General features: G+C 33.4%; 17 protein-coding genes. All 17 read right to left on the bottom strand.

The annotated features are described in order from the left end of the window. Positions 1-1,280 (bottom strand): PKD domain-containing protein (locus PHE88_11400; GenBank protein ID MDD5688422.1); only part of this gene is annotated, 1,280 nt, incomplete at its 3' end. Between the two features lie 164 nt (positions 1,281-1,444). Next, positions 1,445-3,322, bottom strand: coding sequence for a carbohydrate ABC transporter permease (locus tag PHE88_11395; GenBank protein ID MDD5688421.1), 1,878 nt, complete (start codon positions 3,320-3,322; stop codon positions 1,445-1,447). A gap of 87 nt (positions 3,323-3,409) precedes the next feature. Then, positions 3,410-5,851 (bottom strand): extracellular solute-binding protein, encoded by a 2,442-nt coding sequence (locus PHE88_11390; protein MDD5688420.1) that lies wholly within the window; start codon positions 5,849-5,851, stop codon positions 3,410-3,412. Positions 5,852-5,857: 6 nt separating this feature from the next. Further along, positions 5,858-6,754 (bottom strand): sugar phosphate isomerase/epimerase, encoded by an 897-nt coding sequence (locus tag PHE88_11385; protein ID MDD5688419.1) that lies wholly within the window; start codon positions 6,752-6,754, stop codon positions 5,858-5,860. 48 nt (positions 6,755-6,802) lie between these two features. Then, on the bottom strand, positions 6,803-7,576 hold the full coding sequence (locus PHE88_11380) for a prolyl oligopeptidase family serine peptidase (protein MDD5688418.1): 774 nt from the start codon (positions 7,574-7,576) through the stop codon (positions 6,803-6,805). 77 nt (positions 7,577-7,653) lie between these two features. Further along, positions 7,654-8,760 (bottom strand): sn-glycerol-3-phosphate ABC transporter ATP-binding protein UgpC, encoded by a 1,107-nt coding sequence (ugpC, locus tag PHE88_11375; GenBank protein ID MDD5688417.1) that lies wholly within the window; start codon positions 8,758-8,760, stop codon positions 7,654-7,656. 48 nt (positions 8,761-8,808) lie between these two features. Continuing rightward, positions 8,809-9,957 (bottom strand): glycerate kinase, encoded by a 1,149-nt coding sequence (locus tag PHE88_11370; protein MDD5688416.1) that lies wholly within the window; start codon positions 9,955-9,957, stop codon positions 8,809-8,811. Between the two features lie 16 nt (positions 9,958-9,973). Beyond that, entirely contained in the window at positions 9,974-11,182 is a 1,209-nt protein-coding gene (locus PHE88_11365; protein MDD5688415.1) for a sigma-54 dependent transcriptional regulator, read from the bottom strand. A 12-nt stretch (positions 11,183-11,194) separates the two neighbouring features. Continuing rightward, entirely contained in the window at positions 11,195-12,241 is a 1,047-nt protein-coding gene (locus PHE88_11360) for a hypothetical protein (protein MDD5688414.1), read from the bottom strand. Between the two features lie 205 nt (positions 12,242-12,446). Next, on the bottom strand, positions 12,447-13,925 hold the full coding sequence (lnt, locus tag PHE88_11355; protein ID MDD5688413.1) for an apolipoprotein N-acyltransferase: 1,479 nt from the start codon (positions 13,923-13,925) through the stop codon (positions 12,447-12,449). Beyond that, positions 13,925-14,626: an NAD+ synthase gene (locus PHE88_11350; GenBank protein MDD5688412.1), complete on the bottom strand. Its 702-nt coding sequence runs from the start codon at positions 14,624-14,626 to the stop codon at positions 13,925-13,927. The genes lnt and PHE88_11350 overlap by 1 nt, the downstream gene beginning before the upstream one ends. Before the next feature lie 24 nt (positions 14,627-14,650). After that, positions 14,651-15,049, bottom strand: coding sequence for a secondary thiamine-phosphate synthase enzyme YjbQ (locus PHE88_11345; protein ID MDD5688411.1), 399 nt, complete (start codon positions 15,047-15,049; stop codon positions 14,651-14,653). A gap of 6 nt (positions 15,050-15,055) precedes the next feature. Beyond that, a complete protein-coding gene (secA, locus tag PHE88_11340; protein ID MDD5688410.1) occupies positions 15,056-17,674 on the bottom strand; it encodes a preprotein translocase subunit SecA in 2,619 nt (872 codons plus the stop codon). A gap of 240 nt (positions 17,675-17,914) precedes the next feature. After that, complete coding sequence (locus PHE88_11335; protein MDD5688409.1) at positions 17,915-18,448, bottom strand: hypothetical protein; 534 nt, start codon at positions 18,446-18,448, stop codon at positions 17,915-17,917. A 44-nt stretch (positions 18,449-18,492) separates the two neighbouring features. Next, positions 18,493-19,047 carry a hypothetical protein gene (locus PHE88_11330; protein MDD5688408.1) on the bottom strand — a complete coding sequence of 185 codons (555 nt, stop codon included), beginning with the start codon at positions 19,045-19,047 and terminating at the stop codon, positions 18,493-18,495. Positions 19,048-19,381: 334 nt separating this feature from the next. Further along, the gene (locus PHE88_11325; protein ID MDD5688407.1) at positions 19,382-19,582 is read right to left on the bottom strand and encodes a cold shock domain-containing protein; all 201 of its coding nucleotides are present in this window, start codon (positions 19,580-19,582) and stop codon (positions 19,382-19,384) included. A gap of 110 nt (positions 19,583-19,692) precedes the next feature. After that, positions 19,693-21,153: a DUF1573 domain-containing protein gene (locus PHE88_11320; protein ID MDD5688406.1), complete on the bottom strand. Its 1,461-nt coding sequence runs from the start codon at positions 21,151-21,153 to the stop codon at positions 19,693-19,695. Positions 21,154-21,160: the final 7 nt, after the last annotated feature.

Below are 21,160 nucleotides of genomic sequence, written 5' to 3'. Positions count from 1 at the left end.
CTCGCTACCTTCTCGCCGCTCTCATTCGTCCCATCCCATTCAGTTGACCATGTCCCGGCAGGCTTAGGTTCATCTACCAACGTTTTTATTAATTCACCGGAAACTGTATAAACTTTCAATGAAACAGGAAGATTGTCAGTTGTTAAATCATAATTAATGGTCGTTTTAACATCACCTTTTGCGGGTATAAACGGATTTGGACCGTTTTGGTAAAGTTTGTTTTCAGGTGCTGCGGCAACTACATTTACGACTAATGGTAATGGGTCAGAAGATTCTGATTTTCTAATACTGCCCTTAGATATTGATATCTGGTTATTACTATTAGTTACTTTAAGGATAACTGTATAGAGACCAACCGCAGTATAAGTGTATGTTGGTGAAATTCCTTCAGCATCATATATTCCATCGCCATCAAAATCCCATTCATACTTGGTTATCGTAGCACCCGAAGTGTCCAGTGACCTTGAACCATCAAAAGTAACAGACTTATTTACAATTACAGAACGACTTTTCATAGGCGTATGGTATACTTGATAAACAGGATCATACGGGCTTCTATATCTTTCGGAGACCTTAATATCAGGACAAGCATATGGTCCCGCAGGTAGCGCAGGAGTGTATAAGTCCACCTGGTAAAAATCAGAAAAAGAGATATATGACTCATATGGTCTTATGTTGGTTCGGCCTAAGAATAACTTATAGTAATTGTTTACTTCCTTTGGTACTGCGAATCTTAACGATATATAATAATCGTTCGGCATGTAATTGTAAGTAACGGTACCATATATAGGATCAGCTACCTTCCATTCAAGTATATAACTGTCCCAAATGTTGGTATTACCATCAAGATCTGTATCTATCATATCATATAAATCACCATCTGCAGAAGCCAGCCAATCTTGGTCAGTATAATTATCTATATCTCCGGTGACATATACTTTTGGATCAACGCCATTCACTTTAGGCGTCATGTCTACTGTAAGCAGAATATCTATAAAACCTTGTGCCTTATGAGCTGCTGTAACGTATTGTGAGATATCTGCCCACGCAACAGGCCAGTCGCTCGTTAAAAGATCTGCAGCAAGGAAATCACCATCAGCATGTTCAGGAGAACAGGTATATTCTCTGGATTTGTATATCAAAGTAGCATTCTGGAATGTTGAATCGCTGTTAGGTTGCGGTGTTACAATAGCTGTTAATAAACTAAAATTAGCAAAACCCAATAAAATTGCTAAGGCTAACACAAAACACTTCTTATGCGTTCTTAAACTTTTTATCATAAACCTCATGTTTTTCATTATATTTTTAACCTCTTTACATATTCAACTTCTCTTTGTTTATGTAGCAATTTTATTGCCAATTCGTTGTTTTTAACAAATCAATGAATCTTCAATACTGGTTTTTAGCAATTTTAAATAACTCAAAATAAATTTTATATTAAAATTTATTTTTCGGTTGGTACAACAATGCCGCGCATAATAAGATTTTGAGCGAAAACAAATATTATAAATGTTGGTATAGCAGCAATAATAAGAGCAGCGAAGGTTACCGATTGATGCGTGAGATCTTGTAGCTGATACAACCATACCATTATCGTCCACATCTTCTCATCCTGGCATACTATAAACGCAAACATAAAGGCTCCGTACGCTCCGTTAAATGCGCCTAAAGCTATAACTGCTAATATTGGTTTTGATAAATACATTGTTATATTCCAGAACATCACCCATTCGTTTGCACCGTCTAACATTGCTGATTCATATAATTCTCTTGGTAAACTATCAAAAAAACCTTTAAGTAAAAATATTGAATATCCGTTTACCATTCCGGGTAGAATCAATGCCCAAAATGTGTTTAGCATCCCTAACTGTTTAAGTAGTAGAAAGTTTGGAATTGCTGTTACCATGGGTGGGAATGCCATTGTTGCTAATAAGAATAAGATAATTTTGTAAGTTGAAGGCAGATTAAATCTGCTCATTGCATAAGCTGCCATAGGATTAACTGTAATCGTTATTAAAATTGACAGAAGGCAATATACAAAAGTATTCCATATTCCCCTGCCCTGTAAAAGCAGATATTGAAACACATGAATATAATTACGTGTTATAAATTCCCAGCGTATTTGTTTGGAATGTTTTAACATATTCTGATAATTTACATCTTCAGTCGGCATTGGGATTTTCTCAAATGATGCATACTCAGCTTCATGTGCCTGATTTAATGTTTTTATATTTTTGTATTTTTCTTTTAGATAATCTTGCCATAGAAATTCCGGACCTGTTAATGTTATATATCTTGGTGATATCTGCATAACAAAAACATTCCAGTCTACTAACCCGGTGCCGCCTATTTTTAAAGCATCTTCAAGGTAAGGTACTTCTTCAAAATTTTTATATTTTGTTCCATAAATTTTATTCAAAAAGGATATTGAACCTTCATATTTTTTACTTAAAAAATTCAAAAAGTCTGCTTTTGCTTTGGGACTTACACTAATGTACCGTAAGTTCAATTGTTTTTGCACAAACTCTGTCCAATCCTCTGCTTGCTTTTTGTTTTCCGGCACTGTTCGGGTCAAAATAAATTCATTATAACTCTTATAATTAGTGCCATGTGCTTTATTATAAGTTTCTATATTTTTACCATATTTCATGTATAAAAGAGTACGGACGTATCTGCCATCAAGTGATAAATAATAATAGTAACGACTTGGTTGTTCTGTCTTAAATTCGAACGCTGAACTTAAGGTTTTTGATGCTGCTAATGTGAATGAACGTCCTGCTACTGAATTAATAGGCGGAGGATTTACCATCAGCCAGGACGTGCTGGATGCGTCATGAACACGGTTATATTCTTTTAAGGAATTATTCCATTTTTTCTGTAACCATTTCCGGTATTTTCTTCCCATCTCAGGTAACATTTTATTGTTATACGAAATGAAATTTCCGAGGATACCATATGTTGACGGCATTTTTACTTTATCAGTAAATTCTTGCCAGTCTTTTATTCTTCCTTCATGTATTTTATCAGGCAGGGTGAGTTTAGCAAAATTGAATTTATCATCCCTGGCATTTTCATTATATTCTGTTAATGATTCATTATATTTTGTTTCTATATATTTTTGATATAATGCTTCATTCGAATAAAAATACCTGGGAATTGCATCGTAGTCATATATATCCACTCCACTTTTAAAAGACCCCGATATCATGATAAGAAAAGGATAAATCATTGTTATTCCACCGGTTATAAGCAGAAAATACATTATTACAATAACTATAATTGTTCCCAAGTCTTTTTTCCCCTGCGTTCGAAGTAACCCCATGTTTTTTTCCTCCTGTTTGAAATTGTGTTATGTGTTATGTGTAATGAAATTTAATAATCTTTCAATCTTTAATTTATTTTTTCTATTTCATTTACTATCTGATGTTCTGAACTGCATTCTGGTTAAGCGTTTTAATTGATATACAGTAAATCCAATCAATATAAAACCTAATATCCAGCTCATTGCGGTTGCTATCCCGAATTTTAAATCCATAAATGCATTATAAAATATTTCTAATCCCAGGACCGTTGTTACCTTTGCCGGTCCACCGCCTGTCATTACTAATATAAAATCGGCTGCCCTGAACGCTCCTATAAATGCACCTACAAAACTTATTGTGATTAACGGTTTTATTGTAGGAATAGTTACATTCCATAACTTATGCCATAAATTAGAACCATCTATTTCCGCTGCCTCGTATAAATCCTCAGGTATTGTTTTTAACGCAGCCAGATAAATTAGACAACCGGGTCCCACAGACGCCCATATAATAGGTATTATTATACATATCATAGCCAAATCAGGGTTTCTGAGCCATGCTTGAGGAAGTATTTTACCACCTGAAACAATATCTAAAAGCTTATTTAATAAACCACCGGCTGACGGGTCATAGAAACCTTTCCATAGAAATATTACTATTATACTGCTTATTACATGCGGCAAATAAAATATTACCCTGAAAAATACTTTGCCTTTCGGTACTTCATGTAACATTATCGCAAGAAATATCGGCGAGAAAAAACCTAAGCCAAGACTTAAAGCTGCATAATATAAACTATGTCCCAATGCCTGCCAGAATACTTTATCAAATAGAACATTTGCGAAATTATCTAATCCTATAAACTTGCTTTCACCGATTATCCTGTAATCCATAAATGCCATAAGAGCGCCGCGAAGCGTTGGAACGTACTGCCATACTGCCATGCTTAATATAGCAGGAATAAGTATCAAATATGCAACCCAGTATTTTTTGAATCCCCAACTTGATTTGACTCCTTCTGGTGTAAATGCTTTTATAATATATCTAAACGCAAAAACGAAGGTTATCAATATAATGGCAGCTAGAGATAATGCTACTCCTCTTCTAAATTTCATTTCCTTAGGAGGAATTATCCCCAACATCTTTTCATTAGCTTCTTTAACTCCGGCATCTAACAGTTCCTTTATACGTTTCTTTGCAATTTCAGGTGGTTTGGTGCCAAGTTTTTCTATCAGTGCTAAATCTAAAGGTTTGGACATATAACCATACTGCCAGTTTCTGCAATATGGTTCAGGAACACCATTGTTCAGGGTTTCTTTGTAATCTTTTTCCCAGCCTTTAGGAGTGTATTTTAAATATTCTGTATATCCATATTTCTTTAGTAGTACAGGATTAACAAAATTGCCGAAGCCATTTTCAACATATACTTTAGTGCGGATTTTCTCCGCTTCAGCACTACCCCAAAAATATATGAATTTCCAGCATGCATCACGGACTTCAGGGTCTTTTACTCCTGAAAATATTGCCAGTGAACCGGCATTAAGTTCCGAACCTCTTAATCCTGTAGGTCCTTTTGGAACCGGGCATATCCCGATAAATTGTGGGTCTACTTCAGCTATCGTGTCCGGGTTAAAATAAAATATGCGCATACCTATTTTACCGGCACCCCATTTCGTATTCATATCCTTATCGTTAAACGCTGCACCATAAACGGTTTTACCATTTTTAACAAAAGGTTCTTGTATAATACGGGTATAGAAATAAACTGCGTCTACCGCTTCCGGAGTATTAAAAACTGCCCGCCACTCGCCTTTCTCATTTTGTACTACCGCTTTTCCACCGGCTGATAAAAGCAGGAAGTAAAAATACCAGGAAGCTATACCTTCGTTTACAAACTCAGTTCCATAAATGCCTTTATCTGGGTCAGTAATTTTACGGGCGTATTCCAAGTATTCATCCCATGTCTCTGGAGGGTGTTCAGGGTCAAGCCCGGCTTCATAAAATAAATCTTTACGATATGCAAATCCCATAATTGAATAATTATGCGGGAACGCCCACCAGTGTTTTTTACCGTCAGTTCCTTCCCGGTATAATACGGGAAGTGCTTGCGGTAAAACCCTCTCTTTAAGTTCTTTTTTTGGTAATTTTTCCACGAATTCATCAAGCGGATATAGAAAATCCTGGTGGATATAATTATCTGACCTTGCAAAATTAACATAAAATATATCAGGTGCGATTCCACCTGCTATTGACATCAATATTCCTGAACCTATTGGTAAATTTCTGGAAGCTATACCACCCGATTCAACAATTTCTATCCAGGGATATTTTTCTTTGAACGCCTTGAGAACATTTCTGTTACACATTGTCGGTGGTCTTGAATCGTCAGGTCTTGGGAGAGCGGCTCCTTTTTCTATGGAGATTGTTATTTTTTTGTGGGTTTCTTGACCAGAGGAGACTGTCTGACAGAAAACATTAAATAACCATGTAAGCGACAATAGAATACAGAACTTTTTTATTAAGATAAAATCAACCTTTTTGTTTTTCATTTGCAGTTATACTAAAAGAGGTTTAAGATGTTTAGCTGCAAGTACTAACCCCTTTTTGATTTTCTCTTCACTACCAGACCATACCGGATCTTCATGTTCTATGCTTAATACACCATCATAACCTGCTTCTTTTAAAGTAGAGATAAACTTGCTCCAATCGATTTCACCAAGTCCCGGCATTCGTGCCTGCCACCATCCATCACCATAAATGCTTTTTTGACTTAACAAATCTTTTTTTATTATTGTGTCTTTAGCATGAGCATGAAAAATATATTTACTATATTTTTTTATTGCCTGTAAATAGTCAACATGTAACCAGTAAAGATGTGACGGGTCAAAATTTAAACCGAAATTTTTACTTGGAATCATTTTAAACATCTCTTCCCAAAGTTCAGGTGAAAACGATACTGTTCCGGGCAAACCTTCAAATTGCCAACCTACCATTGGGCAATTTTCAATCATTAATCTTATGTTTTTCTTCTCAGCATATTCAACTAAGTCTGTAAAAACTTTCTTATATTCCTTTAAGTTATCTTTGATAGTCTTACCGGGATCCCGCCCGACAAAAGTTCCTACCAAATCGCAGTTTAATAGTTTTCCTGCATCAATTACCTTTTTCAAGTGCTTAATTTTGGTTTCTCTTTCGTCAGGTTTAGGAGTCAGCATGTTGTCATAATAAGCCAGTGAAGATATTGTGATATTATTCTTATTAAATAGTTTTTTTATTTCATCTGTTTTTTTATTGTCAAGAGTTAATACATCTATGTGAGATGAAGCAAAATCACGGCCATGTACTTTTGGCCAACAAGCTACTTCCAGCGTTTCAAAATTTTCCTGTTTTGCCCAACTAACAATATCTTCCAACTTCAACTGCAGACAAGCAGTTAAAAAACCTAATTTCATATTGCCTCTCTGTTTTCTCTAAAATTATCAAAGATTAAAACTTAAATTTCATTTTGATAGTATTGAATGTAGTTTCTTACTATTCGCAGTAAGAAAAGATTTAAAAACTATTAAAGCTTCCTTTACTTTAATTTCGTGACCGCCTCTAAAAATGTTAAGAAATATATCTGCTTTAGGATGTTTTTTAATAATTTTGTTATAAAGTTCAAGGCTATGTGTAAATGGAACACTATTGTCACATTTACCATGAGAAATATATACTCGAGCTTTAGATATTTCATCAATATAATTTATTGGAGATCGAGCTGCATATTGATATTTGCTATCACAACAAGCTTCTATATGTGTTTTATAATGTAAATTTTCAAATCGCCATTTGTTTAAATCTGTTATAGGACACCAAGCACATACAACACTCCAAAGAGAAGGATAGGACGCAGCCATTAACAATGCCATATGACCGCCACCACTTCCTCCAAGAAGGAATACCTGTTTAGATGTTAAATGATACTTCTTTTGTATAAAGTAAACCGCATCTGCTATATCTTGTTTTGCAAGTTTAGAACCACAAGCTTCTTTTGCTCTTGGATTATTTGCTAAATTGGGACCTCTGAATTCCGGAGCAAGTATGTTCCATCCGGTAGACTTAAAAATATTTTTGATCTCTTTTTTCTCAGCTTCCTTGCTAAAACTCCAAGTATGAAGTTTTACAAGAAGCGGTGCATTTTTTCTTTTTGCTGGTATAAAAAAAACTTCTTCTATGGAATTATCAATACTAGATTTAACTTTTACAATTTCAATTAAACTGTTTTTGCCATACATAAAACTATAACTTTCCGATAGAAAACAATGTGTATACGTTTATAATAACAATATAACCGGTTATTAAACTTATAGATTTATGCAATTGTTTTTTCGGTTTCTATGTCAAAAACATGTATTTTATCCATGTTAAAGACGACTTCAATATCCTGATTTACTTCAACTTTATTGTGTGTGTCTACTATTGATATAAAAGAGTTTTTACCTGTTTTAAGGTAAAGATATTTTTCTGCACCGATGGGTTCTACTACTTCAACTGTTGCCATTAGTGTTTTGCCTTCAGTTTTAGTACCTGAATAGTAAAATTTATCATAGATATCTTCCGGTCTCACGCCGAGTGTAACCTTTTTGTTTAAATATTTTTCCAACAAAATACCTGACATTTTATCGTTTGTCTTTACTAAAAATGTACCTTCGTCTAAATGTGCTACATTATCTTTTTTTACTACTGTACATTCCATAAAATTTGTTGGCGGCGAACCTATGAAACCTGCTACAAATTTATCTGCCGGACTATCATAAATTGTATTTGGATCTGCTACCTGGTGAATAATCCCGTCTCTCATAACTACAACTTTGTCTCCCAATGTCATAGCTTCTATCTGATCATGGGTAACATAAATTATAGTGGTTTGAAGCCGTTGATGAAGTTTCTTTAATTCTGCACGCATTTGTACTCTCAGTTTTGCGTCAAGATTTGACAACGGTTCATCAAATAAAAAAACCTGCGGTTTGCGGACTATAGCTCTTCCTACTGCAACCCGCTGTCTTTGACCGCCAGAAAGTTCTTTGGGTTTCCTATTCAAGAAATCTTTTATTCCTAACATCGTTGATGCATATTCTATTCTTTTTTCAATTTCTTCTTTAGGGTACCCTCTAAGTTTCAATCCGAATTCCATGTTTCCCCGGACGGTCATATGCGGATATAATGCATAATTCTGGAATACCATAGCTATATCCCTATCCTTAGGTACTACATCGTTAATCAACCTGGAACCTATATAAATTTCGCCGCTTGTTATCTCCTCTAACCCTGCTATCATTCTTAATGTTGTAGTTTTTCCGCACCCGGAGGGTCCTACCAGAACACAAAACTCTTTGTCTTTAATTTCCAGATCAACACTTTTTACTACCTCCGTTTTGAAAAAAGACTTGCACACCTTCTTTAAGATTACTTCTGCCATAGATACGTCCTCCTTTTAAATTGTGACATCATCACAATATTAATTTGATCAAGACCGTTTAGGACTTTCAAACGGTCTTGATATAGATATAGTTCTACCGATGGATTCAGATAGACGTTTTATTAGTTTTGGTGCTCTAAGAAAAGCCTCACTTAAATTCATAGGGGAATCAACTATGCTATAGATTCCTTTTACACCATATGAATATAACATATCTGCATTTTCAGCAATACTTCCTGTAATACAAATTACCGGTTTATTATGTTTTCTGGCTAAATCAACTATTTTTCTGACCGTTTTTCCACAAAGGGTTTGGGAATCAATTTTTCCTTCACCTGTTATAATTAAGTCACAATGACAAAGCTCTTCTTCTAAATGAGTTGTATCTTTGAGAATTTCAAAACCGGAAGAAATTTCTGCATTCATTATTACTTTTAAAGCACCGCCAATTCCACCGGCGGCACCTGAACCGGCAACTTTATCAATATCCACCTTATAACTACTCATTAAAACTTTTTTAAATTGTTTTAAACATTTATCTAAAGTAAGCATCATCTTTTCAGTAGCACCCTTTTGTTTAGCAAACATTAGTGCTCCATTAATACCGGTTAAAGGGTTGGTAACATCTGAAGCAACAATTATTGTCACACTACGAAGTTTCTGGTTAATATTATGAGCGTTGATTTCATTAAGTTCAAGTAATCCCCTGGCATTTAGTTCTATGGATTTTTTTCTTTTATTTAAAAATTTTATACCCAGAACAGATAAAGCTCCAACACCGCAATCAATTGTAGCACTATCTCCGATACCTAAAATTATTTTTTTGCAATTTTTGTTTACAGCATCTAAAATAAGTTCACCCACACCTTTAGTTGTTGTTAATAGCGGGTTCCTTAGTTTAGGCGGTACAAGTTTTAAACCACAAGATTCCGCAAGTTCTATAATCGCAGTATCTTTTATTATTCCGTATTTTGCTACAACAGATTTTGTCAATGGTCCGGAAACTTTAAGGTTAATAAATTTTCCTTTCATCGAAGATGTTAAAATTTCACACGTACCGGTGCCGCCGTCAGCAAGTGGGAGTGTCTTAATTGTTAATTTTTTATTTCCTTTTTTTAATCCTTGAGAAATATACTTTGCAACTGCAATAGAATTTAGCGATTCCTTGAAACTGTTTGGAGCGACTAATATTTTCATAACAAAGCAAGCACTTTTACAAATTTATATTGATAGATTTAGTTGAGTCCTGATTTGCAGATTTAATATTTAACGGTAAATGTTTCGGCAAAATTATATTATCTGCAAGAAGTACCGCTCTTTTAACAGTATTTTTTAACTCGCGGATATTTCCGGGCCACTTATATGAAATAAATAGTTCTTTAACATCATCGGAAAAACCAGTAATTTGTTTGTTAAACTCTCTGTTTGCTTCTTCAAGAAAATATTCTATTAACAAAAATATATCGTTTCCCCTTTCCCTTAACGGCGGGATTGTGATGTCAAATTCGTTAAGTCTATGATAAAGATCTTCCCTGAATTCCTTGTTTTTTACTTTTACTTCTAATGGGATATTAGTATCTGCAATTATTCTTATATCTAGTTTTATTGTTTTGTTTCCGCCGATATGCTGAATTTCCCTTTCTTGTAATACTCTTAATAATTTTGCTTGTGCTGAAATGCTTAAGTTAGAAACTTCATTCAGGAACAATGTTCCTCCATTTGCAGTCTCAAACTGGCCTTCTTTTCTCCTGTCAGCACCGGTAAATGCGCCTTTTTCATGGCCAAAAAATTCACTTTCAATAAGCCCTTCCGGCAATGTTCCGCAATCAATTACGATGAATGGTTTTTCTCTCCTTAAACTATGATAATGTATCAACCTTGCAATTAATTCTTTACCAACACCACTTTCACCCTCTAAAAGAACCGTAATATTAGTAGGAGCTACTTTTTGCACAATTTCAAGTATTTTTTTAATACTTGAATCACTCCCAACCAGACGATCAAATTTATAGGTCTCGTATAACCGTTCGCTGAGATCTTGTACCTTTTGACGAAGTACTTTTGTTTCTAGAGCGTTTCTTATCGTAAGAAGTATTTTTTCTTCATCAAATGGTTTAGTCATGTAATCAAACACGCCCAGTTTCATAGATTGTACTGCTGATTCAATAGTGCCATAACCCGTTAAAATGATTATGAAACTATTTGTAGATGTTTGAAGATGTTCGCCAATCAAAGATAAACCATTTATATCAGGTAATCTAATGTCAACTAAAATAACATCCGGTTTTTCATTTTTTATTTTATAAAGTCCTTCTTTTCCGTTATTTGCAACAATAACTTCGTAACCTTCTTCAGATAGAATACTATCTAATACTTTACAGATTCCGGTATCATCATCTAAAATTAGTATTTTATTCATCATAATTATTTAAGATTAATTTATGTTAGTTTTTGTGCTTAACTCATTCATATAATAAGAAATACTTCTTCTCGGGATATCTATCCGATAATCATTTTTAATAATTTTCTTTATTTTTTCAGCACTAATATTTGCTTTATTTTTGTTAATAATTGTTTTAATGAGTGATATTTTTATATCTTTCTTGTTTAAAAAGAAATTTTTTAAAGGAATTTCTTTGCCGGATCTAAATTCAATGCTTTTGTTCATTATACTACGGCAAATAATACTCGGGTTTACATTAATATGTTCAGCAAGTTCCCTTTGTGTCAATAATCTTCTTTTATCTAAATCACTTGAAAATAAAAATTCTTTTTGATGCAATATTACACTTTCTAATATTTTATATATAACCGTTTTTCTTATGTTGACCAATTCAAGTTTGCGAACAAATGATTTTATTTTTTTATTTTTTAGTATTTCAAGCTTTTCATAATCAATTTCATATTTTCCTCTTGCTAAGTTCGGCGAAAAAAAATTTATTGTAAAATCATCGTTACTGGTTCTCTCCACTAACGCAAGTTTGTTATATTTAATTTGTGATTTTATATCAAGTTTCGAAGGATTATAAAATTCGGAATGAATGGATATTTCATTTAGTAACTTGACGACGATGTTTATTTCATTAACGGATATTCCGCATTTTGTTGCCATTTCGTTGTTTGAAATATTATCTGTAGCGTACAGGAAGTACTTTTGAAAATTTGATAATCCTATTTTTTTGATTATTTGAATTGCCTTTTGTTTTGTTTCTAAAATTAATTCTACATCAGGAGATGTGTGGTCGGTAGAGAGGTTTTCGTTCAATTCTAAAAATTGTGAATAAAATCCCCCTCTGTGAAATTTTTTATATCTGACAATATTTTCATTTTTTAATTTTTCAAAAAAGGGATGTGCTTCCAGTTCATTTATGAGTTGATTAAATCTATTGTCAGATAGTTTTACCATATTAGTTAATCGCGTTCCTAATATCTGACAAATGCTTGTTCCTATTGCGGGATTCAGTTTTAATTGTTGTTTCATTTTGTATTATGTGGCTGTTGGAAAAACGATTAACAGCTACTGATTATATCTATCCCGATGTAACATCGGGATGGGAATTTTTAACAACGGTTACACAAGAACTATCTGCATAATCTGTCGTTTAATAGGTAACTAGAAATTGTTGGTTTTTAAGCAACCTCATTATATCAAAATAATATTATTTTTCAATAGGTTTAATAAATAATTAAAAATTGAAATATTTTTTAACTAAAATGATAATAGTTAATAAAGTACAAATATATGCAAAAATATCTCCATGTTTTGTATAAAAAGTTAATTTGCTGGAAAGTTGGATAGAATCAGTAAGTATTGTTTTAGTGAAAATATTTGTTTTTAATCTTACTCTACCGCAAGAATCTATGAATCCTGAAATACCTGTATTCGCCGCTCTTATAACTTCGCGCCTATTTTCAACCGCTCTGAAAATATTAATCGTAAAGTGCTGATACGGTGCAGATGTTTTAAGATACCATGCGTCATTTGTAATATTTACTATTATTTCAGCTCCATTTCTGATTGATTTTCTTGTTTCGTTTGGGAATATTGTTTCAAAACAGATGTTTACTCCAATCTTTCCGATTGCAGAATTAATAACGTTATATTCTTTACCTGGTGTAAATTCTCCTATTTCATTTATTGCTTTTACAAATTTGCCTATAATATGTCTTAGAGGAACATATTCTCCGAATGGTACGAGATGAATTTTAGAATATTCATCTATAATCTTACCGTCATTAGATATTAAAAAAGCTGAAGTATAATTTTCATTGTTTCTAAAAACGTTTGAACCAACTAAATGTTGGGTCCTTGTTTTTTTTGCAAGATTCTTAATCCAATTGGAAATATTTTTGTTATTTACCAAATCCTCCGGAATCGCTGATTCCGGCCAAATAATTAAGTTGGTTTTTGACGGACACAAGTTAGCCAGTTGTGAATACGTATCAAGTATCTCCTGTTCATATGTATTATCCCATTTTTTATACTGATCTATGTTGCCTTGCAAAATACTTATAATCGTTGATTTGTTCATTTGTTCATTCGTTGATTTGTTAAGTTTAAAAAAACCGAATAGTAAACTGATTAAAAAAAGAAAACAAGTTACAATTGTTGAAATATTCTTTAAAGAGCGTTCATTAATAATTTTTAAAATTGTTAAATTTGTAATAACAATAAGGAACGATATTCCATAGACCCCTGTGAATTCTGAAATCTGGATTATAGGAAGAAAGTTCCATTGTGTATAGCCTAAAAGTGCCCAAGGAAAGCCTGTGAAAAGATGTGTACGAATAAGTTCTAAAGAAACCCAGGTAAAGGCAGGAAGAAAAACAGGAAGTAGGGAGTGGGTAGTAGGAAGTAAGGAATATGAAAGGCAGAAAAGTCCAAAGTAAATTGCAAGATAAAAAGAAAGTAAAATAAGAACGGTTATGCTGACTATTATTGATTCGCCGGCGGCAGAAAATGTCGTAGCAAGCCAATATAAAATTCCACAATAAAAAATTAGACCGGTGAAAATTCCGTATAAAAATGATTTTAACGGTTTTTCATCTTGAATTGCAGCAAAAAGCGGTACAAGTGAAATCCAAGCAAGAAACCATAATGATGTTTTTGGGAATGATAAAATTAAAAGTATTGATGATAAAATACATAAAAGTATTTTTTTCATTATGGTTTAAATATTGAGGGAGTACACAACTTGTGCTTTGCGCGATTCACATATTTACTTATTTTTTTAGTATATTTTTTATTTTTTAATTGCCATTCTAATTCGTCATAGGTTGTTCCAATTTCACTCTCGTCAGTTTGCCCTGCCCATAACCCGGCAGTCGGCGGTTTTTTTATAATTTCTTCCGGTATATTTAATTCTTTAGCCAACCCTCTGACTTCCGATTTATAAAGGTTGCCTATCGGAAGTATATCTACTCCGCCATCGCCATATTTTGTAAAATAGCCGATTGAAAGCTCAGATTTGTTACCTGTGCCGGCAACAACATAATTTAATTTATTTGCAAAATAATACAATACAAGCATTCTTAGCCGGGGTTTTAAGTTGGCATTTGATAGCTTATTTCCTGTCGGCAATATTTTAATAAAATTATCAAATATTTTTGTAATATCAATCGTTTTAGAGTTAAGACCAAATTTTCTTATTACTTTCTTTGCGTCATTAATATCTGATTTCTGAGACTGACAAGGTAAAATAATACATAATAAATTGTTTTTTCCCACCGCTTTTTTACTTAAAACAGCGACAACAGAAGAATCAATTCCTCCTGAAAGTCCTAAAACAATTCCCTTCTGACCGGATTCTTTAACTTTCTTTTTTAACCATTTAACAATCTGATTTTCTAAAGATTTGTAGTTCATAAAATAAGCTCCTTTGTCGCAAGATTAAGAAATTACTTTTATCCAAAATTCACGAGTTCTTGGACCGTCAAATTCACAAAAGTATATTCCCTGCCACATGCCAAGCTGAAATTTTCCATTTTCAATAATTATTGTTACAGATGAACCCATTAATGATGCTTTTACATGAGCTGCAGAGTTTCCTTCTGAATGCTTATAATTAGCATCGTTTAACGGGATTTTTTTATCCAAAATCATCAAAATATCTTCCACTACATCGGGGTCAGCATTTTCATTAATTGTGATTCCGGCAGTTGTGTGCGGAACAAAGACAACGCAAGTACCATTGTTGGATTTTGATTCTAAAATATTCTTTTCAACAATAGATGTAATATTAATAAATTCAACATTTTTATTAGTAATTAATTTTATTTTATGAAACATGAATGTTTACTTCCCACAACATTTCTTGTATTTTTTACCGCTACCGCAAGGGCAAGGATCATTTCTTCCAATTTTTTTGAGAGTTTTTGGAATATCTGACTGTGGCTGTTGTGTTTGATTAAACTGGTTTTCTATTTTTGGTTTTTGTGTGCCAAGTGGAAGTGGTGCAGGTCTCGTTCTTGGCTGGGGCATTACCTGAACTCTAAAAATATATTCAACGCTTTCTTCTCGTATTCTGTCCATCATCATCATAAAAAGAGACAACGATTCTTTCTTATATTCAACTAAAGGATCTTTCTGCCCATACGCACGGAGTCCTACACCTTTACGCAGCTGGTCTAAATCATAAAGATGATTTTTCCAGGCATTATCAATCACCTGAAGCATGACTTGTTTTTCTATGTTTTCCATTATTTCTTTTGTAAATTCTGTTTCACGCTGATTGTAGATATTCTTTATTTTATCTATCAGTAATTCTTTGAATGATTCCTGGTTAAGTTTCTGTATTTCTTCACCGGAAAGTTTTAAATCAAGTCCAAAAGTTTTCTTTGCCCATATAAAAATTGTATCAATTTCCCATTTTTCAGGATATTCTTTTTTAGGACAGTAGATTTCAATTTTTTCATCAACAGTCTCATCTATCATATTCCAAATCTTTTCGGAAATATTATCACCTTCAAGTATAGAATTTCTCAGTGCATAAATTACTTCCCGCTGCTTGTTCATTACATTGTCGTACTCAAGTAAATTTTTTCGTATTTCAAAATTCATTTCCTCTACTTTTCGCTGTGCATTTTCTATAGCACGTGAAACAAGCGGATGCTCAATGACCTCACCCTCTTTCATACCGAGTCTTTCCATAATAGGTGCAATTCTATCTGAACCGAAAAGCCGCATTAGTTCATCTTCCAGCGATAAGAAAAACCTTGACGAGCCCATGTCTCCCTGCCTGCCTGACCTGCCTCTTAATTGATTGTCTATTCTTCTCGCATCATGTCTTTCACTTCCTATTATATGAAGTCCGCCAAGTTTTTTAACTTCTTCCTGTTCTGAAGGTTCTGAAGGAGTTCCGCCTAAAACAATATCGGTTCCTCTTCCCGCCATATTTGTTGCTACCGTCACTGCTTTTTTCCTTCCCGCCTGTGCTATAATTTGAGCTTCCTGTTCGTGAAATTTAGCATTTAGTAATTGATGCGGTACGCCTCGCTTCTTTAACATTGCCGAAAGTTTTTCGTTTTTTTCAATTGAGCGGGTGCCGACTAAAATAGGTCTTCCAATTTTATGGAGTTCTTCTATTTCCTGTAAAATTGCATCGTATTTTTCTTTTGCAGTTCGATAAATAACGTCCGGAAAATCACTGCGTATCATTGGTTGGTTCGTAGGTATTTCAACAACATCCAGCTTATATATATGCCAGAACTCATGTGCTTCAGTCATTGCTGTACCTGTCATACCTGATATCTTTTTGTAGAGTTTAAAAAAGTTTTGATAGGTTATAGTTGCAAGTGTCTGGTTCTCTTCGGCAATTCTTAAATTTTCCTTTGCCTCAACCGCCTGGTGAAGACCTTCAGACCAGCGGCGACCCGGCATAAGTCGTCCTGTAAATTCATCAACAATTAAAACCTCACCGTCTTTAACAACATAATCAATGTCCTTATTGAAAAGGTCGTGCGCTTTTAGTGCCTGGTTTATATGATGGACCCATTCTGACTGTACATCATCATAAAGGTTTTTTATACCCAGCATTTTCTCGCATTTTTGTACACCTTGCATTGTTAATGTGACCGTGTGATTTTTTTCATCTATAATAGCGTCATAACCGACAGCCAAATCAACTCCTTTGTATTTTGCATCTATCTCTTCTGCTTCAGTAATTTTTTTTCGTTTAAGGTGCGGAATTATTTTATTGATAATATAATATTTGTCAGTTGATTCTTCGGCAGGACCGGAAATTATCAAAGGAGTTCTTGCTTCGTCAATTAAAATTGAGTCGACTTCATCAACTATCGCATAATTTAATTCCCGCAAGACTCTTTCTTCTTTTGAACGTTTCATATTATCACGCAGATAATCGAAACCAAGTTCTGAATTTGTAACATATGTAATATCACATTGATACATCAATTTTCTCTCTTCATCTGAGGTATCATGCTGGATAAAGCCTACGGTTAACCCCAAAAATTCATGGATAGGACCCATCCAGTAACGGTCACGTTTTGCAAGATAATCATTAACAGTTACTATATGTACGCCATTCCCTGTCAGGGAATTTAAATATGCCGCAAGAGGAGCAATAAGTGTTTTTCCTTCACCGGTTTTCATTTCAGATATTTTACCCTGATGCAGGATCATTCCTCCGATGAGCTGGACATCAAAATGCCTTAAACCTATCGTGCGTTTTGAGGTTTCCCTTACAACTGCAAAAGCTTCCGGTAAAATATCTTCTATAGTTTCACCATCCGAAAGGCGTTTCTTTAATTCGGTAGTTTTCAACTTTAAACTATCATCTGATAGTTTTTTGATTTGTTCTTCCAAAAGATTAATTTGCTCTATTAAAGGTTGGAGTTTTTTGATGTCCCGTTCTGATTTTGTTCCAAACAGTTTTCTGAAAATGAAATTTATCATAAGGTATGCAATTAGAGATTGTTATTTATACTTCGGACAACACTCTCATTATATTCATCTGTTAAAAAAAGTCAATAAAAAAATCCTCAATTTGTAGCGGTTGCATTACTATGCAACTTTACTGAGGACTTTTTTTATATTGTTTTATCGCCTAAGTCAACCAAGTCAACTCCCCTAAGACTAAAAACAACAAAAGAAATTAAAAACCATTTGTATTTTAACATAATTTTATATTTTTATTTAGTAGAGGTTATAGTAAAAAAGTTTATTTTCTTGATAACTAATAACCAATAAATACTTGCCATCTTTCGTTAGAAAAATATGTGGAGATGTATTCGTATATGATGCATATGTCTCCCAAATTCTATCTTCTTGCGAATCAATAACAATGATATTATTAGTAGACGCAGTATCTGTCTTTGTTCCCACCACCACTATAAATCTTCCATCAGAAGATAATACTACATCTGTCCCCTGAATAGGATATTCTTTTATTACTATCTTATCTGGCAGAGAATAAATAATGGTTGTAGTATCAAGTAAAAGAGCGAATCTTTTTCCGTCTGCTGATACTGAACCAAAACCTTCTATAACTACATTTCCATTCTTATCATAAACTTTTCCATGATGAGAAAATTCAGGATGTATTACATCTTCATGAGGATAAGTTGAAATATAATTACCATCTTCAGAAAGTGATACAATTCCATCACATTGTGTTTTTTCAAACATAAGATTACCATATCTATTAAATAATCGTAAATCACCACCCACACCTCCATCAGATAACCCTATAAAGCTAGAATCTGGAGAAAAAGCTATATTAGCCCCCCCCCAATTTCATAAATGTATTCCCAAATTTGTTTTCCATTGGAATCTAAAAGAGTTAAGTTGCTTCCCTCTCCACCAGAAGGACCAACTGCTACCATACTTCCATCAGGAGACAAATACCCTGCTCCCACCATTTTTTTATTCCAGAGTTCTTTTCCTTTTCTGGTAGCATAATGTATTTTAATATCCCAACCTGATTTTTGCAAATCTATTCCTTTTTCCCAAATATAATCCTCTGTCCAATTAGTTTGATAAATAATTATACTTCCATTATCAGATATATCTACTCCACTTGGTGCCCTATCTACCCTAGGTCCCCATTGAAATCTTTTGTAACCATTTTTATCATAAAGTATTATTTGACTGTTAGAAACAAAAATAATATCTCCGCTTCCCTTTGCCATTTTGATATCATCAATTTTAAAGGGCAATTTTTTTTCCCATAACAACACAGGATTTATCGTTCCAATAGAACTTGCTAAACATACTTGCCATATACTAATCAGCATTACTGTTATCGTTGTCAACATTATTTTTTTCATTTGTTACATCTCCTTTTTAATCTGTGCTCGGTCGGTGTGATAGCTCCGGCTTCCGATTGATCATCCCGATTTTTATTTATAACTGAATATGTAATCGGGATTGTGTTCTCGGTCGGTGCAGTTGCTCCGACCTCCGAGCACTAACCCGATTTTTATTTATAATGGAATTTGTAATCGGGATCATGTGCCCACGCTTTGCGGGATCATTTTTTTGGTCTCCAGTAGGGGACTCAAAAAAATAGACTCAGCCGTTTCGGTAGAGCCGGCTTCCGCGCATAGAAAAAAAACCAACCTCGAATATATCGAGGTTGGTTTTTGCTTTTATATAATGTTCTTAGACTTTTTTCACATTAGTTGCTTTTGGACCTTTATCAGAATCCGTAACGTCAAATTCAACTGCATCGCCTTCTGCCAGTGTTTTAAAGCCATCACCGGAAATAGAAGAAAAGTGAACGAACACATCACCTGAACCATCATCTTTCGCCAAGAAGCCGTAACCCTTGGAGTCATTGAACCACTTTACTTTACCACGCATCTACTTTAGCCCTCCTTATTAAACAATCCGTGCAGCTTAACTACAGAACAACCACAAATTAACTACACATTTGCCACTTAATTATAATTATACAAATTTAATAATATTTGTCAAGTAAAAAATGTTATTATGAAAATTATTATTCCAAGGGTTAGGAAGAAGGCAGACATAAGTATTTTTATTAAAAATATCTTCTTTCTAAAAGCTGCTTCAAGTAAGTCAATATCTAAACCATAATAGAATAAGAAAAATATGATTATTAGAGGCAATACGAACAATAAACAGTATAGTAATAAATAGAGGATACCTTGTGTGTGGTAATTAGGAAGTTTTATAATATACATTATTGTGGGCAAATATATCTGACCGGTGCAAAACAATTCTAAAATAGTAATGGCAGCACCTATTAAAAATGCAATCGGTATTAAATATTTCAATGCAGCTAATTTTGTAATTACAGTATAAATTATCCAACGTAATTTATTGGGAAGTTTTAGTTTTATGGTATTATCATATATGTTAGTACCTTTCTTTATTGCTATTGCTTCCCTTAAATGCTGAAAAGAAACGAAGAGTACAAGTACTCCGATTAATAAATACATTATTTTTGAGATTATTAAAATTTGATTGATTTGCTGGAGGAATTTTAGTAACCCTAAGCCAATTAAAAAATAGGTTACAAATACACCGACAACAAAAGACATTCCTGTTAATAATATTTCGTATTTTTGCTTTTTTAAAACCATGTTCAAATATGTAATAAGAAATATGATTGTAGCAAATGCGCAGGGATTTACGCTGTCAATTAAACCTGCAGATACGATAGGAAGTAAACTTAATTTTGAGGTGACATCACTTTTTTTAACTTCACCTGAAGGAATGTCTATTTTCTTCGCCCCGCCAAGCTTTATATATTTTTCTATTAAAAAGGATAAATTCTTTTTAATTTCTTCTTTCCCGCCTATTATATCATTGCCGATGAAAAGTACAGGAATTTTATTTAATGTCTTACCCATCTTTTTTTCAAGAAGAACAAGTGAAGAATAGTTTTTGGGGTCGCTAACAGGATATTTGGTAAGTTCTATTTTTACATTATATTTTTTTTCATATAAAGGTATGGTATTTTTTTCTAATTCAATGCAAAAAAGACAACCAACGGAGTCAAATATTGTAATTGGAATTGTCAGGTTTTTGTTGGATACTAATTTACCCTTAACATCAATTGAGATGTATGGATTTTTAGAATCATTTGACTGAATAAATATTTTTTCATTTATGTTACTTGTATATCCTGCAGTATTAACTTTAACTTTAATATTAATATTTTGATTTTGTTTAAGGTTGTATTTTTCAGGAGTAACAGTTATACAATTACAAGAAGGGCGAACACCAATGTTTAAAATATTTTTTGATGTATTTTTTATGTTAAGCGTTTGTTCTATTATAATCCCTTCTTTGAAAGAACCTAAATCAATAATATTTTTATCAATTTCAATGGCTTGACAATATGAAAAGGTTAGAAAGAAAAAAGGAAAGAATAAAGCTCCCCACAGCAAGCTGCGGGGTATCAAATTGCCA

It is taken from the genome of Elusimicrobiota bacterium, assembly GCA_028718185.1.
GTDB lineage: Bacteria > Elusimicrobiota > UBA8919 > UBA8919 > UBA8919 > JAQUMH01.
This window is presented reverse-complemented; position numbering and strand designations above follow the sequence as displayed.